The sequence below is a fragment of the Enterobacter sp. BIDMC 26 genome, from assembly GCF_000534435.1.
GTDB classification, from domain to species: Bacteria; Pseudomonadota; Gammaproteobacteria; order Enterobacterales; family Enterobacteriaceae; genus Enterobacter; species Enterobacter ludwigii.
This window is the reverse complement of sequence record NZ_KI973182.1, coordinates 2160741-2176276: the sequence shown is the minus strand read 5'-3', so window position 1 is coordinate 2176276 and position 15536 is coordinate 2160741. Positions and strand designations below refer to the sequence as shown.

The 15536-nt window shown below is 51.7% G+C and carries 11 protein-coding genes, 2 tRNA genes and 3 pseudogenes; 6 read left to right on the top strand and 10 right to left on the bottom strand.

All coding sequences use genetic code 11. From position 1 onward, the window contains the following. Positions 1 to 8: 8 nt before the first annotated feature. Positions 9 to 1463 carry an AMP nucleosidase gene (locus L462_RS13085; protein ID WP_014170778.1) on the bottom strand — a complete coding sequence of 485 codons (1455 nt, stop codon included), beginning with the start codon at positions 1461 to 1463 and terminating at the stop codon, positions 9 to 11. 73 nt (positions 1464 to 1536) lie between these two features. Continuing rightward, complete coding sequence (shiA, locus tag L462_RS13090) at positions 1537 to 2853, bottom strand: shikimate transporter (protein ID WP_032678496.1); 1317 nt, start codon at positions 2851 to 2853, stop codon at positions 1537 to 1539. Positions 2854 to 3044: 191 nt separating this feature from the next. Between shiA and ldtA the strand changes: the two genes are divergently transcribed. Beyond that, positions 3045 to 3944 (top strand): L,D-transpeptidase, encoded by a 900-nt coding sequence (gene ldtA / locus L462_RS13095; RefSeq protein WP_032678495.1) that lies wholly within the window; start codon positions 3045 to 3047, stop codon positions 3942 to 3944. A gap of 61 nt (positions 3945 to 4005) precedes the next feature. Here the strand turns inward: ldtA and L462_RS13100 are convergent. Next, positions 4006 to 4081, bottom strand: a tRNA-Asn gene (locus L462_RS13100). A gap of 320 nt (positions 4082 to 4401) precedes the next feature. Between L462_RS13100 and nac the strand changes: the two genes are divergently transcribed. Next, positions 4402 to 5319: a nitrogen assimilation transcriptional regulator NAC gene (gene nac, locus L462_RS13105; RefSeq protein WP_014170773.1), complete on the top strand. Its 918-nt coding sequence runs from the start codon at positions 4402 to 4404 to the stop codon at positions 5317 to 5319. Between the two features lie 96 nt (positions 5320 to 5415). Further along, positions 5416 to 6366: an HTH-type transcriptional regulator Cbl gene (gene cbl, locus L462_RS13110; protein ID WP_032678494.1), complete on the top strand. Its 951-nt coding sequence runs from the start codon at positions 5416 to 5418 to the stop codon at positions 6364 to 6366. A gap of 283 nt (positions 6367 to 6649) precedes the next feature. Here cbl and L462_RS13115 read toward each other — a convergent pair whose 3' ends face one another. Then, complete coding sequence (locus L462_RS13115; RefSeq protein ID WP_014884434.1) at positions 6650 to 7258, bottom strand: glutathione S-transferase family protein; 609 nt, start codon at positions 7256 to 7258, stop codon at positions 6650 to 6652. A gap of 203 nt (positions 7259 to 7461) precedes the next feature. Here L462_RS13115 and L462_RS0123580 point away from each other — a divergent pair. Next, positions 7462 to 8582 (top strand): IS3 family transposase gene (locus L462_RS0123580; protein WP_155964429.1). Its coding sequence is split into 2 segments (ribosomal slippage): positions 7462 to 7720 and positions 7720 to 8582, totalling 1122 coding nucleotides; the frame shifts between segments, so codons are not numbered across the junction. A gap of 30 nt (positions 8583 to 8612) precedes the next feature. Here the strand turns inward: L462_RS0123580 and L462_RS25120 are convergent. From L462_RS25120 to L462_RS13130, 3 genes and pseudogenes are all read right to left on the bottom strand, one after another. Beyond that, positions 8613 to 8720: pseudogene (locus L462_RS25120) on the bottom strand (RHS repeat-associated core domain-containing protein); the annotation flags it as partial. Positions 8721 to 8914: 194 nt separating this feature from the next. Next, complete coding sequence (locus tag L462_RS13125) at positions 8915 to 9250, bottom strand: DUF7716 domain-containing protein (protein ID WP_032678492.1); 336 nt, start codon at positions 9248 to 9250, stop codon at positions 8915 to 8917. Between the two features lie 22 nt (positions 9251 to 9272). Then, positions 9273 to 10772, bottom strand: a pseudogene (locus tag L462_RS13130) (RHS repeat-associated core domain-containing protein); the annotation flags it as partial. A 4-nt stretch (positions 10773 to 10776) separates the two neighbouring features. Between L462_RS13130 and L462_RS0123575 the strand changes: the two are divergent. After that, on the top strand, positions 10777 to 11100 hold the full coding sequence (locus L462_RS0123575; RefSeq protein ID WP_032678490.1) for a hypothetical protein: 324 nt from the start codon (positions 10777 to 10779) through the stop codon (positions 11098 to 11100). 18 nt (positions 11101 to 11118) lie between these two features. Beyond that, positions 11119 to 11466: a hypothetical protein gene (locus L462_RS13135; RefSeq protein ID WP_032678489.1), complete on the top strand. Its 348-nt coding sequence runs from the start codon at positions 11119 to 11121 to the stop codon at positions 11464 to 11466. A gap of 182 nt (positions 11467 to 11648) precedes the next feature. On the opposite strand, the pseudogene L462_RS0123570 reads toward L462_RS13135, so the two are convergent. From L462_RS0123570 to L462_RS13145, 3 genes and pseudogenes are all read right to left on the bottom strand, one after another. Then, positions 11649 to 12932 (bottom strand): annotated as a pseudogene (locus tag L462_RS0123570) (tyrosine-type recombinase/integrase). Between the two features lie 167 nt (positions 12933 to 13099). Next, positions 13100 to 13175, bottom strand: a tRNA-Asn gene (locus L462_RS13140). 164 nt (positions 13176 to 13339) lie between these two features. Continuing rightward, the gene (locus tag L462_RS13145) at positions 13340 to 15529 is read right to left on the bottom strand and encodes a TonB-dependent siderophore receptor (protein WP_032678488.1); all 2190 of its coding nucleotides are present in this window, start codon (positions 15527 to 15529) and stop codon (positions 13340 to 13342) included. Positions 15530 to 15536: the final 7 nt, after the last annotated feature.

The following is a 15536-nucleotide window of genomic DNA, read 5'->3' as shown; positions in this document are numbered from 1 at the left end:
TGTTCTGGTTAGCGGAATGGCGGCTCGTTGAAGGTACGTAATTTACGGGAATGCAGCCTGTCACCTTCCGCACGCAGCAAATCAATGGCGCGAATGCCGATTTGCAGATGTTCGGAGATTGCCCCTTCATAGAAACGGTTGGCCTGACCCGGAAGCTTAATTTCGCCGTGCAGCGGTTTGTCGGAAACGCACAGCAGCGTGCCGTAAGGGACGCGGAAGCGATATCCCTGTGCGGCGATGGTGGCGCTTTCCATATCAATCGCGACGGCACGGCTGAGGTTGAAACGCAGCGCGGAGGCGGAGTAACGCAGTTCCCAGTTGCGGTCATCCGTCGTCACTACCGTACCGGTACGCAGACGCTGTTTAACCTCTTCACCCGGCATACCGCTCACCTCTTTGGTGGCGTCATACAGCGCACGCTGCACTTCGGCGATGCTCGGGATAGGAATATCCGGTGGAAGCACAGCGTCAAGCACATGGTCATCACGCAGATAGGCGTGGGCCAGCACGTAGTCGCCAATCAGCTGGCTTTCACGCAGGCCACCGCAGTGTCCAATCATCAGCCACACGTCCGGGCGCAATACTGCCAGATGATCGCAGATGGTTTTGGCATTTGACGGACCAACCCCGATGTTAATTAAGGTGATCCCCTGGCCGTCAGCGGTGATCAGGTGCCAGGCAGGCATCTGGTGTTTTTTCCACGCCAGGTCGGAGATGGCCTGCTCGGGTGCCTCGGTTTCCGCGGTGATCCAGATACCGCCGGCGCAGGACAGCGCGATGTAAGGGCTATCCGGGTCGAGGATCTGGCTACAGCCCCAACGGACAAACTCGTCGACATAGCGGGTGTAGTTGGTAAACAGTACAAAGGGCTGGAAATGGTCGACGGGCGTCCCGGTGTAGTGACGCAGGCGCGCCAGAGAGAAATCCACGCGGCGGGCATCAAAGTGCGACAGCGGTGAAAATTCTGCCGGGTGGTAGATACCATCCGCCGTCTCATCGCCAATCTGCGACAGCTCGGTGGTCGGGAAATGGCGCGTCAGCCCCGCGCTCATGGAGCGGTCAAGGGTTAATGCCGAACCGTCAATCACATACGGATACGGGATCTCATGCTGTGAGGGTTCAACGGCAATGTGCGCGCCGTAATCCTGATACAACAGCGTGAGTTGCTCTTCAAGATAAGGGCGGAACAGTGCAGGGCGGGTGACGGTGGTGCTGTAGCAGCCGGAGTGGGTAAAGCGTGCGTAGGCGCGCGTTTTCGGCGTGTTAGTCGCGCTGCCGTCCCAGGTGACGGAAAGCGATGGATAAACAAAAAGGCCCTTACTTCTGGCCTTTTCGTCGGGGAGTTTCCCTGTTTCGATATACTCACTGATGGCGCTGCGCAGCGCGTTGACGGACTGTTCATACAGTGCATCGAGTTTTTCCAGTGCCTGAGCCGGGGTCAGGCTGGAGCCCTTATTATTCATCTCTGTCTCCTTGTTCCACAGGTGTGCGACTCTACCCGATAGTATGTCACACGCCTGTGAAACAAAAGTGAGATCAGGTGTGGCTCGTCTCTTTCATCAATAACGCCGTCGCCGCTGACAGCAGGCAACCGGCCAGCAGATAAAGTGCCACACTGTGCCAGTTGCCCCCGGAGAAGGTCACCAGCGCGGCGGCAATAAATGGCGTAAACCCGCCGCCGACCACGCTTGCCACCTGATAGCCTACGCCCGCGCCGCTGTAGCGATAGCTCGCCCCGAACAGTTCTGTAAACATGGGCTGCTGCACGCAGACCACCATATCGTGGGCGATGTTAGCGAGCATGATGGCAAAGAAGACAATCCAGAAGATCGACTGTGCCTCCAGCGCCATGAAGAACGGCCAGGCGCTGAGGGTGCCAATCAGCGCCCCAGTGATATAGACGCGACGGCGACCAAACCTGTCCGCCAGCCAGGCGAAGCAGGGGATAGTCAGGCAGCTGATCCCGCCGACCAGCAGGCCAATGTTCAGGAACAGCTCGCGGGGCAGACCGAGATTTTGCGTTGAATAATTGAGGGCAAACGCGGTCACGATATACATCGTCAGCAGTTCGCACAGGCGCAGGGCGATAATTTTCAGAAAAGCGCCAGGATGCCGGACAAGCGCCTCCATCACCGGAAGCCGTTTTCTGGCAACGGGCGGTTCTTGCCGCTGTTGTTCGAACTCAGCAGATTCCTCCATGCCGTTGCGGATCCACAGTGCAGCGACAACCAGCACGATGCTGAAGATAAACGGAATGCGCCAGCCCCAGCTCAGGAATTGTTCATCGGTGGTGAAGTGGCTCATCAGCGACACCAGCCCGGTGGAGAACAGCAGACCTACGCCATAGCCCACCTGCACGCCGCTGCTGTAAAACGCTTTCTTGTTCTTCGGGGCACTCTCAACGGATAACAGCGCCGCGCCACCCCATTCGCCGCCTACCGCGAAGCCCTGAATGGCGCGCAGCGTAACCAGCAGCACCGGCGCCCACCAGCCAATGGTGGAAAATGAAGGGAGAACGCCAATCAGCGCGGTGGCGATGCCCATCATCCAGACGGTGAGCATCAGCATGCGTTTGCGTCCGAGACGGTCACCGAAGTGGCCGAAGATCACTCCGCCCAGTGGACGAAACAGGAAGCCGACGCCAAAGGTAGCAAACGCGGCGAGCGTACCCATTGCCGGGCTAATCTGGGGGAAGAATTCGCGGTTAAACACCAGCGCGGCAGTAATGCCGTAAAGCAGAAAATCATACCAGTCGACGACGGCACCCGCGAAGCTGCCGAGGGCTGCGCGGCGGGCACGATTGAGCGAAGGTGTCTCCTCGTTGGGATGTGTGGAGGTGAGAGTGGAGTCCATAGTTGTCCTGTCTGCACGTATTTCTAATTATTGGTATAAGAAAAGGTCACTCACATAGCCACCGTCATATAAACGGAACGTATGAGACTACCGCGCCAGGGCGCGTGTGCAAACTGATTTTATTTCCTGATGGGTAATGCAAAGCGGCTACGCTATGCTTAGCAAATCGAGGTGCGACTGAGGAAGGGAATATGTGTCGTATAAATGTGTTGAGTTGTCTTGCTGCATTACTTATCAGCCAGAGCGTTCAGGCGGTAAGTTATCCTTTACCGCCGACAGGCAGTCGGCTGGTGGGCACTTCGCAAACCATTACCGTGCCGGATCACAATACGCTACCGCTCGAAGCGTTTGCCGCGCAATACGGGCAGGGTCTGAGCAATATGCTGGAAGCGAACCCGGGCGTGGATCCTTTTTTGCCTAAATCCGGTACGCAACTGGTGATACCCCAGCAGCTGATTTTGCCTGACACCGTCCGCGAGGGAATTATCGTTAATGCGGCAGAAATGCGCCTCTACTATTACCCACCAGGCAGCAATACCGTTGAAGTGTTACCCATCGGCATTGGTCAGGCCGGGCGCGAAACCCCGCGAAACTGGGTCACAGCGGTAGAACGTAAGCAGGAAGGCCCCACCTGGTCTCCTACGCCGAATACGCGCCGCGCTTATGCGGCAGAGGGGAAAACGCTGCCTGCATTCGTGCCCGCCGGGCCCGATAACCCAATGGGACTGTATGCGATTTATATTGGCAGGCTGTATGCCATTCACGGGACAAACTCCAATTTTGGCATCGGACTGCGGGTGAGCCAGGGGTGTATTCGTCTGCGCAATAACGACATTAAATATCTTTTCGATAACGTCCCGGTAGGCACCCGTGTGCAGCTTATCGATCAGCCCGTTAAAGTGACGACAGAGCCGGACGGCAGCCGCTGGGTAGAGGTGCATGAACCGCTATCACGGAACCGGGCGGAATTTGAATCGACCCGGAAAGTGCCTTTGCCGCTATCTGCCTCGCTGCGAACCGAGCTTGTCAACGAGGGGGCGGGCGCGGAACTGGAACGTCGGTCAGGGATGCCGGTTAAGCTCAGCAACTGAGGGCAATTTTACCTGCCGCAGAAAAGCAAAAAGCCTGCTATAAAAGCAGGCTTTTCAAATTTGGCTCCTCTGACTGGACTCGAACCAGTGACATACGGATTAACAGTCCGCCGTTCTACCGACTGAACTACAGAGGAATCGTGTGAACGGGGCGCATATTATCGACGTCAGCCGGCCTTGTCAAAGGGTGGATCAACGCCTTTTGATCGTTTGCTGACAAAATCAGCAAAATGGCGTTTTTGACGCCGGAATGCACCGTAATGGTGCGCACATACCCCTAATGGGGCAGATCATAAACTGCTGTTTCAGTAATAAAACTGCTGCTTATGATTAGCTTTCCTTATTTTCAGCCGCTTAGCGACAAATCAGACCTCTTCGTAAAACTGGCATTCATATTGCAAAACCCTATCAACAATGAAAAGCCAGTACCGGCACAGCATTTCGAACAGGGGGCAAAATGAACTTAAGACGACTGAAATACTTCGTAAAAATCGTCGATATCGGCAGCCTGACTCAAGCGGCGGAAGTGCTGCATATCGCGCAGCCTGCGCTGAGCCAGCAGGTGGCTACTCTGGAAGGCGAGATGGATCAGCAGCTGTTGATCCGCACCAAACGTGGCGTGACGCCAACGGAAGCAGGCAAAATCCTTTATACCCATGCGCGCACCATCCTTCGCCAGTGCGAACAGGCGCAGCTGGCGGTGAATAACGTGGGCCAGACGCTGAGCGGCCACGTATCCATTGGGCTGGCTCCGGGAACGGCCGCATCCTCTATTACCATGCCGCTGCTGCAGGCCGTCCGCGCAGAGCTGCCAGAAGTACTGGTTTACCTGCATGAGAACAGCGGTTCTGTGCTGAATGACAAACTTCTTAGCGGCCAGCTGGATATGGCGGTGCTGTACGACCGCTCACCGGTGGCCGGGATCACCAGCCAGCCGCTGCTGAAAGAAGATCTCTACCTTGTGGGCACCCGCGACTGTCCGGGGCAGAGCGTCGATCTGACGGCCGTTGCAGAAATGAATCTGTTCCTGCCGCGTGACTACAGCGCGGTGCGCGTGCGTGTGGATGAAGCGTTCTCCCTGCGCCGCCTGACGGCAAAAATTATCGGTGAAATTGATTCCATCTCCACGCTAACCGCCGCTATAGCCAGCGGTATGGGTGTGACCGTTCTGCCAGAATCCGCAGCACGTTCGCTGTGCAGCGCGGCAAACGGCTGGATGGCGCGCATCACCACGCCTTCGATGAGCTTACCGCTGTCGCTGAATATGTCCGCGCGCGGATCGCTGTCACCTCAGGCGCAGGCGGTAAAAGAGATTCTGATGTCGCTGGTCAGCAAACCGTCTCTGGAGAACCGTGAGCTGCAGCTGGTGAGTTGATATTCCATAAAAGCATAAGATGCTGGTTTTTATTATTTGTTCTGCAGGTCGGCTGACTCTAACAATAGCGTTATGTCAGATGCGCCGGAGTGAATCGTGAATTTCCAGCAACTTAAAATTATCCGTGAGGCGGCCAGGCGGGACTACAACCTGACCGAGGTCGCCAATATGCTTTATACCTCTCAGTCCGGCGTCAGTCGCCATATCCGCGAGCTGGAAGAAGAACTGGGGATAGAGATTTTTATCCGTCGCGGCAAGCGTCTGCTTGGCATGACGGAGCCGGGAAAAGCCTTGCTGACCATCGCGGAGCGGATCCTCAACGAGGCCAGCAATGTGCGTCGCCTGGCGGATCTCTTTACCAGTGACGCCTCGGGCGTCCTCACTATCGCCACCACCCACACCCAGGCGCGTTACAGCCTGCCGCCGGTGATTAAAGCCTTCCGTGAACTTTTCCCTGACGTCCGTCTGGAGCTTATCCAGGGCACACCGCAGGAAATTGACGTGCTGTTGCAAAACGGTGGGGCAGATATCGGCATTGCCAGTGAACGCCTGAGCAACGATCCGCTGCTGGTGGCTTTCCCGTGGTTTCGCTGGTACCACAGTCTGTTACTTCCCGTCGACCATCCACTGAATCAGGTTACGCCACTGACGCTGGAAGATATCGCGAAATGGCCACTGATTACCTACCGGCAGGGTATTACCGGACGCTCGCGCATTGATGAAGCCTTTAACCGCAAAGGCTTAACGCCGGATGTGGTACTGAGTGCACAGGACTCTGATGTGATCAAAACCTACGTCGAGCTGGGGCTGGGCATTGGTCTGGTGGCGGAACAGTCCGGTGGTGAACGCGAGACGGAGAGCCTGGTACGACTGGATACGCGTCATCTCTTTGATGCCAATACCGTATGGCTCGGCCTGAAGCGTGGACAACTGCAGCGCAACTATGTGTGGCGCTTTATCGAACTCTGCAACGCCGGGCTGTCCGTGGATGAGATTAAACGTCAGGTGATGGAGCCAGAAGAAGTGGCGATTGATTATCAGATTTAAGCCCCTTATAGCACCCGTCCCCGTCGACAAGAAGCACAAGCCTGCAATTAAAGCAGGCTTTTTTATTGAAACCGTTTAATTTCCTGACTACTGGTTCTCAAGAATACCCTGATGAATAACGATACCCTGTGACGTCATAAGATTGGTTTATATTGAAATATTTCTCATATTTCCATTGGGTTACATATAAGAATAAAGAAATATGATTCTTTTAGATGAGGATAATACTCGCGTGCGGCAAAAAAAAGGGGCTGAAAAGCCCTATAACACGCCGAGCGAAGCGTTAACTAAAAGGGTATTTTTTAAATGCCGCCTGGTTTTCGAAAACGTCGGCTACCGCTTGAATCTTTTTAAAATCCCCGGCGTTAACGACGTGAGGGATCATTGACTGAATAAATGTCCAGATAACCGTACTGGTAACAGCAACCTGATCGGCCACCGCGTTTTCCGGGCGTGCTTCCAGCAGCGCGTTCCATTCCCGACAGGCAGCCAGCAGCTGGACGGTAATACGTTCTATCCACGGATTATGTTGTTTCTCCGCCGGGCGCAGATTGTGTTCGTACACATTTTGCACAGCTTTCTCCGCGGCGGCGAGGATAAAGCCCAGCGTCTGGAGATCGTTCGCCAGTGCATCCGGCGTCACGGGCAGGAGTCTCCGTTCAGGCGCGGCCTGAGCCTCAAAATAATTCAGTATGAGAGACGAGTCCATCAGACGTGTTCCATTCTCCAGAACCAGCGTTGGCGCTTTTACCGCAGGGTTAATCCGGGAAAATTCCTCAAATGTGCTGAATACGGACAACGGCTGGCTTTCAAACGCAACGCCATAAAGTTCCAGGGAGACCGCCACGCGGCGTACATAAGGAGAATCCATCATGCCAATCAGCTTTATCATGATTCCAGTTTTCCTGTCTGTGTGAAATAACGCTTCATTGAAGATGATAAACAGACATTACAATAAATTCGTTATGGCGAATATCATCAGTATCTTACGGCCTGAGTGAGTATTACTGACAGATTGGCCGGTTGACCTGCTCCCCGTTGATTAATACACCGCGATGTTAGTAATGTCTTCATAAGCCACATGAGGACATGCCCATGAAGAAGCGTTTTTCCGACGAACAGATCATCAGTATCCTCCGCGAGGCTGAAGCCGGGGTTTCTGCCCGTGAGCTCTGCCGTAAGCACGCCATTTCCGACGCTACCTTTTACACCTGGCGTAAGAAGTATGGCGGTATGGAGGTGCCTGAGGTTAAGCGCCTGAAGTCGCTTGAGGAAGAGAACGCCAGGCTCAAGAAGCTGCTTGCCGAAGCCATGCTGGATAAGGAGGCGCTTCAGGTGGCTCTGGGGCGAAAGTACTGACGACAGGGCAGAAGCGTGAAGCCGTGGTGTTGATGTGTGATGCGACCGGTTTGACGCAACGTCGTGCCTGCAGGCTTACAGGTTTGTCCCTGTCGACCTGCCGTTATGATGCTCAGCGTCCGGCTGCTGATGCACATTTATCAGGGCGTATTACTGAGCTGGCGCTTGAACGCAGACGTTTTGGTTATCGGCGCATCTGGGAGTTGCTGCGTAGGGAGTGCCTTCACGTCAATCACAAGCGGGTATACCGTATTTACCACCTTAATGGACTGAGCGTAAAACGCAGACGACGCCGTAAAGGGCTTGCGACCGAACGGTTTCCGCTTCTGCGCCCGGATGCGCCGAACCTTATATGGTTGATGGATTTCGTTATGGACGCACTGGCCAACGGTCGCAGGATCAAGTGCCTGACCTGTGTGGATGATTTCACGAAGGAGTGTCTGACGATCACCGCTGCTTTCGGTATTTCAGGCGTTCAGGTCACGCGTATTCTGGACAGCATCGCGCTATTTCGGGGCTATCCGACGACAATAAGAACCGATCAGGGCCCGGAATTTACCTGCCGCGCGCTCGATCAATGGGCCTTTGAGCATGGCGTGGAACTACGGCTTATCCAGCCAGGTAAGCCAACGCAGAACAGATTTATTGAGAGTTTTAACGGACGCTGTCGCGATGAGTGTCTGAATGAATACTGGTTCAGCGATATTCTTCATGCCCGGAAAACGATTAATGACTGGCGGCAGGATTATAACGAGTGTCGGCCACATTCGGCACTGAATTATCAGACGCCATCAGAGTTTGCAGCACGGTGGCGAAATGGAAAATGTGAAGGTAAACAAACCGACATTACTAACTGACGGTTGTAGCTAATACTGGGGGAAGGTCACCTGCACCGTAAAACGCCCGACCTGCGGATCGTAATAACGGAACAGATTATAGTGTAATCCCGTTTCACTGTCGGCATAGCGCAATGGCTGATGAGCGAGGGCTGTTTGAAAATCATCCTCAACAAAAGAATTAAGTTAGAATAATGGCTTTCACGAATGTCATGAAATGATTACAAGTGATTGTCCTCGCGAGACTAACGTCTGTTCATATCCTCAGTTAATTTCTGATGAAGATGGCGCTGAAAATAGTTTAATACAGCCTGCAACCCTTAAAAATAGTGTGCAGGCTGTCTGGATAAATGTCAGAAATCTAAAAAATCATCATTCTCAAGGTAATAGTTTAAAGCATCAATAAAATCTTGATTACTGGCAGAAGGTTTTTGTTCGATTACTGATAAGATTACATCAGCAAACTGCTCACCAGAATAAATATATGATAAATCTCTGCTAGCCGCATCTTGCGGATAGACTTCTTTATCGTTTTCATCTACCTGTGGATAACCGGAGACAAAATATTCTTTTTCTCCGAATAACTCTCCGTCTGAGCCATAAATGCAAAAATTATCATCTTCACAACGCGATTTAACCATGATATCAATTATATCTTTCAATTTCATATGGTTACCTTTAATCGACATACTATCCCCTTTTTATTTAGGTTTAGCTACAAATTTTTCTACCAGTAGGACCATCAAGCTTACCTTGTCGTCCAGGTTTTCCACCACCCCATATATCACGTCCACCTTTACCAGTTGGATGATATAAAGAATGATTAGATCTGTGGTCTGCTCTGTCGACCAGAGTCAGTCTGTTTATATCTTCATGGTGATGCCAGGTTAATCCCGAAGGACTTCTGCTCATATCCCCATCTTTGAGCCAGTCATTTAGTTTTGGATATCTGTTGAGCATATCTTGGCGAAATTCCGGATTCGTCTCCATTTTCTGAACAAAATCCACATTAGCTCTGTTGAACTGGACTGCATCACTGGAATATCGATATTGAGGGTCAAGTGAATAATCATGAAAAATATGATATTCACCATTATTTGGCCTGTTAGCTAACCCCCACGGATCAATCCAACCCAGCGGATTCGGTGCATACTGATAAAGATTCCAGCCTCCCAGTAATCCAATCGGGTCCTGCACCGTAAACCGCCCAACCTTCGGATCGTAATAACGGAACATATTATAGTGTAATCCCGTTTCACTGTCTGCGTACTGCCCGGCATAGCGCAGTGGCTGATGAGCGAGGGCAGTTTGCTGCGTGAATCTGTGGAAGCCTTCCGTCTGTCGTGCAACCTCACCAAAATTCCCGTAATGACCGCTCCACCGGAGTTGTCCCTGTTCATCAGTGATATCCAGCGGTGCACCGTTCAGATCGGTTGTGAACCAGAGAACCTCTCCGCTGGTTTCGTCACGCAAATGGTCAATACGCGCCAGCGGGCTGTATGTTTCGTTCGGGTCGTAAACATATGTCTGACACTGTCCGTTCTGCTGCTGTTCCTGCAACAGCCGGTATCCCTGCCACAGAAAGCGGGTCTTTGTGGTGCCGTGTGGCATGGTGACCGTTTTGCGTGTGCGGCGGCCCAGGGCGTCATAATGGTAGCGGGCGGTAAAATTGCCTTCTGGTCCATTGCCCCCGGCCCGTATCAGGCGGTTTTCCGCGTCGTATACATAATGCTGTTCATACAGACCACTTCGGCGAAAGACCAGGTTACCCCACCAGTCGTATTTCATAAACAGGTTCTGCCAGTGCGTGAGGCGGTTATCCCTCAGCGACAGGGCAGGAAGGTCATCATCCGGCAGCAGGTTATCCGCAGCGTCGTACCGGAACCTCCTGTTACTGTGGTCCGGACGGGCTTCGTAGTGCCTGAGAAAACGGCCTTCCTCATCATAGCCGTAAATTGTGTTGCCACGCAGGGTGTCACTGACGTCTGACAATTCTCCACGCCCGGTGTAGTTGAAGGCGCGTTCGAAGATTGTCTGTTCCGGCAGGTCGGGTGAGAAACTGCGCTGCCCGGTACGTCTGCCGAGACTGTCATACCGGCGGGTCTGTTCACGGGTTCCCTGAGTGCGGGCCACCTCCCTGTGAAGGCGGTCGCGTTTAAATTCAGAGATGATTTGCTGACCGAACCGGATGGCACTGACGTGTCCGGAACCAATTGTGCTTGGCGGTGAGGTGGCAAAGTATCTGGGGCTGGATATTAATCATGATTTGTTAATTGGTTTTCTACTGACTTTCGCCAGCTCGACAGATGTACAACGAAAAACCTGGTTAAGTAACTGGGGCAGAGCCAGAGAAAATGAAAGTCTGAGAAAAGAGCAAAGAAATAAAAATTATATAAAAAATGCTCATGAAAAAGACGATATTAAGTTATATCATGAATCGGGAAGTGTTATTCAGCCTGATACAATGACAAAAATACTGAAAAGGGAAAGGCAATGCAGCTTAATAACACTTTTTCCGCAATGCTCGAAAAGAAACTGACAGAGAAGAAAAATAAAAATGAATGAGATTAATTTGGAAGGTAGAGAAAGCAATGATGAGGTCATTGCGGCAGCAACAGATCATATGGCTTTTTTTCTGTTCTCCATTCTCTCAGATTGTTATCCGGAGATTGCGACATCTGAATTTGAAAACATCTTCAATGATGAGTTTAAGTTTGATATTGAAAGTTTTATTAAAAATTACAGGAAAAACGTTGGAAACATAATGACGATGTCGGGTAAAGATATCGCTCAGATATATTCAAATCAGCGGTTTCATGAAAAGTTGTCCAGAGCACTCGAACAGTGTAAAAAAGATAAGACAGCTTTAACTGCTATGAATCAAGTAAAGGCTTTTCAGATATAACGCTGAACTGACTAAAACTTGTTTTGGTCTGTGAAGGGTTGGACAAACCCACCGGGTGCGGCAGGAATTAAATTTAATATTCAGTATTAACATTTTTTGCTTGAATGTCATTGCTGGATTTTATTATTAATTTTTCTTTACCATTTAGCCCCTTATAGAGGGGCCTTCCCGTTATCGTTATTCTAATGATTTTTATTAGTTGCGAAATCAAACGGTCTTACTATAGAATTCTTATTTGCATCGAGAAAATCAGCCCACCATTGTAACATTAAGCGGCGCTGTTCAAGATGTTTGACCTTATGTGTGTAGGCTGCACGGACATTGTTCTTTTCCATATGGCTCATTTGAAGTTCAACAACATCTTCTGACCAGATACCTGATTCAATCAGATCACTACAAGCTAGGGTACGGAAACCATGACCGCACAAGTCGGTTTTGGTGTTATAGCCCATTTTACGTAGCGCCTTGTTGATTGTGTTTTCACTCATAGGCTTCATCGCGTCATAACAGCCCGTAAAGATAAAATCGTTATCATTGTTTACGCCATAAGTCAGTGTCTTTATCTCTTCAATAATGATTAGAGCCTGATTACACAGTGGCACGTAATGTTTCCTTCGCATTTTAGCACCACGAGCAGAATGCTTAATGCCCTCAATTGCTTCACGCTGTTCCGGGATGACCCAAAGCCCACCCTTAAAATCGATTTCTGACCATCTGGCGAATCGTAGTTCACTGGAAGGCACAAACGTCAGGGGATTGAGCTTGATCGCCAGTAACGTGAGCCTGCTACGTCCCTGATAACCATCAATACGTTCCAGAAGTGCTGGTATATCTTCCAGTTCAATTGCAGGTCGATGTTTTGTCTGTGGCTTCTGTACTGCACCTTCCAGATCATAGGCAGGATTGAAGCGGATTATCTTTTGCTGAACAGCATATCGTAGGATAGCGGTAGCGTACTGTTTTACACGCATAGCGATTTCAAGATAACCGAGTGTTTCAATCTTCTTGATTGGAACCAAAAGATCACCCGTATCTAACTCACCTATATCTTTGTTACCGATATCATGAAACAGGTAAGTTTCAAGACGAGTCCAGACTGAGCACTGATAATCTTCTGACCAGTTAGTTTTGGTTGCAAACCAGCTTTTAGCAACGGTTTTAAAAGCGCGGGTATTGTTACGCTTTTCCATCGTGGTTTTGTTGTCAGCCTGTTTTTTAGCGCTGGGATCAACTCCTGATGCTAAAAGCTTTTTGGCTTCGTCGCGGCGTTGCCTTGCGTCTGCCAGAGAAACGGCAGGGTAGACACCTATGGAAAACACCTTTTGTTTCGCTTCAAAGCGATAACCCAACTGCCAGTACGTTGAACCGTTAGGATGTACCAGAAGGTAGAGGCCGAACCCATCAGTGAGCTTAACGGGCTTTTAAGCGGGTTTAGCATTTTTTACTTTGGTATCAGTAAGTGGCATGGCGGTTACCCCTGGATGCTGGTAAAAGAAAAACCGAACCAGCTTTACCAGCAAAAGGGTGTAGCTTCGGGTGTTTTTTACTAGACGTGAGTAGACAAGCTAGAAGGATTAACCAATTGATAGAAAGCAAAAAACCAGACGTCAGTAGACATCTGGTTTCTTTAAATTGGCTCCTCTGACTGGACTCGAACCAGTGACATACGGATTAACAGTCCGCCGTTCTACCGACTGAACTACAGAGGAATCGTGTGAACGAGGCGCATAGTATCGACCTCAGTTCGTCTTGTCAAAGGGGGAAAACGCATTTTTCGTTCGTTTGCCGACAATTTCAGCAAATCGCTGATTTTATAGCAAATTTGTGCTGAAATTACACAGTAAATTGCGCCGCCCGCAGGCGGCGCGCAGGATTAGAACAGTACGGAGTAGTTAAGACCAAACGTACGGCCACGGCCTTTATAAGTATACAGACCTGGTGCACCGTAGGTTGGGCTATACAGCCCCGGCGCACGCTGACCCCAGGCGGTGGTGTAGTCTTTGTCCAGCACGTTTTCCACGCTGAAGCTCACTTTACCCACCGGCAGGTCGTAGCTGCCCAGGAAGTCGACCGTGTTATAGCCATCGATCTTCTTACCGTCGGCATCAGACACGTCAAAGGTCTGCGTACTCTGCACGCGCAGGGTCCAGTCGCCCGGTGCCCAGTTGACCCAGGCGCTGGCTTTCGATGGGCTGGCGCTGTCTACCGTCAGCTTCTCCCATTTACCGTTTTCGCGGGTTTCAGACTTAATGGCGTTAAAGTTCGCGCCGGTGCTCCAGTCGCTGTTGGTGAAGAAATAGTCCACCTGGCCTTCAATCCCGTAGATACGACGTTTGTCGTCTTCCAGGTTGATGGTCATGTCCGTTTTGTTGATGGTGATGGTTTTATCCGAGAGCGAGTAGTACGCCGCAACCTGCGTGCGCAGGTTGTCGCCGGTGTAGCGCCAGCCCAGCTCATACGCGTTAACCTTAATGCCGTCCAGCGTCGAGTCGTTAACGTTCACGCTGTTCAGCAGGCGATAGTGCCCGTCGACAAGCTGGTAGGTACCGGAGCCGTAATACTTCGCCAGGTCCGGAATTTCGAAGCCCTGGGAGAAATTAAACCACAGCTGCTGCTGTTCGGTCAGACGGCCAAGGATCCCGGCGTTGAACAGGAAGTTGTTGTAATTGGTTTTCCCGCCCGGTACCGCATCAGCCGATGTGGCTTTCCCGTTAGCGATGGCCTGTTGCTGGGTATAACCAACGAAGTCATCCACCTTGTTTTCGGTGTACTGATAGCGCACGCCGCCGCTCAGGGTAATGGCATCAATGTCGTAGCTGGCCTGCAGGAACGGGGCGAGGTTGGTAATGCTGTAACCCGGGTAACGGCCCACGTTATAGGCGTTCTCCAGATCCATACCGCCGCTTGCTGCCGCTTTGTCCAGGTTGAAGAACTGCTGGTTAGCGTCGAAGGTTTCGTGGTCAGCATCCACACCCCAGGTCAGCGTTAAATCATCCATCGGTTTGCTGTTCAGCGTCAGCTTGCCGCCGTAAAAATCGGTTTTCTGCTGCGACGCACCGATGCTGCTCACCACGCCTTTGGTCAGTGTCGGGAACGGGTAGTAGGTCAGGCTTTCGTCACGATAGTAAATCTGTGCGACCAGATCCTGGCCCCAGAAATCGGTGTTGGAGTACTGCAGGTTAATCAGATGCCGCTCTGTGCCCGGCAGGCGGTCAGAGTTCAGGTTGCCTTTATTGTAGGCTTTGGCATCACCCGTAACCGCGGAGAAGTTTTCCCCAAGGAACAGGCCGTGCTTCCCGTCGGACTCGCTCTTGTAGTATTGCGTCGTAAGCTGCAGCTGCTGATGATCGTCGATGTTGAGGGTGCCTGTTCCCATCACATCCAGACGGTCGGAATACTGTAATCCGGTCTGGGTGTTATCAATAATCACCTCGTTGCCTTTGCCGTCGTACCAGCCGCCGTAGCGCTGATACGATACTGACAGCCGGCCAGAGGCATTGTCGTTGCCGCCGCTCACCGCGGCTGACACGTTCTCATCGTGGTCGTTGTGGCTGTTAAAGCCACTCTTTGCTCCGGTCTGGAACTCCACTTCGGTATCCGGCTGGCCTTTTTTGGTCACGATATTCACCAGACCGCCGGTGCTGCCGCCGCCGTAGAGGGACGTGGCGCCGGAGATCACTTCGATACGGTCAATGTTGAACGGATCGATAGAGTCAAGCTGGCGGCTGTCGCTGCGGGACGAGTTAAGACGCACGCCATCCACCATCACCATCATCGAGCGGCCGCGCAGGTTCATACCGTAGTTGGTGCGGCCCTGGCTGCTGACGTCCATGCCCGGGATCAACTGCGCCAGGACTTCTTTAATCTCTTTTCCACCCTGAACCTGCTGTTCAATCTCAGCACGCTCAATAACCCAGGTAGTCTGCGCCATCTCCGCCACGCTGCGGTGCGCGCGGCTGGCGGAGACAACAATATTTTCTTCCTTTTGTTCTTCCGCCCACGCAGAGGTAGAAAGCATTGCAAGCAAGCAAGGATTTAAAACCCAAAGATGAGAACGTTTCATTGTTATG

Excerpts from the sequence above, each read along its gene's own strand:
- L462_RS13085 (WP_014170778.1), bottom strand. The coding sequence starts at position 1,463 with ATGAATAATAAGGGCTCCAGCCTGACCCCGGCTCAGGCACTGGAAAAA.
- shiA (WP_032678496.1), bottom strand. The coding sequence starts at position 2,853 with ATGGACTCCACTCTCACCTCCACACATCCCAACGAGGAGACACCTTCG.
- ldtA (WP_032678495.1), top strand. The coding sequence starts at position 3,045 with ATGTGTCGTATAAATGTGTTGAGTTGTCTTGCTGCATTACTTATCAGC.
- nac (WP_014170773.1), top strand. The coding sequence starts at position 4,402 with ATGAACTTAAGACGACTGAAATACTTCGTAAAAATCGTCGATATCGGC.
- L462_RS13115 (WP_014884434.1), bottom strand. The coding sequence starts at position 7,258 with ATGATAAAGCTGATTGGCATGATGGATTCTCCTTATGTACGCCGCGTG.
- L462_RS13125 (WP_032678492.1), bottom strand. The coding sequence starts at position 9,250 with ATGTCGATTAAAGGTAACCATATGAAATTGAAAGATATAATTGATATC.
- L462_RS13135 (WP_032678489.1), top strand. The coding sequence starts at position 11,119 with ATGAATGAGATTAATTTGGAAGGTAGAGAAAGCAATGATGAGGTCATT.
- L462_RS13145 (WP_032678488.1), bottom strand. The coding sequence starts at position 15,529 with ATGAAACGTTCTCATCTTTGGGTTTTAAATCCTTGCTTGCTTGCAATG.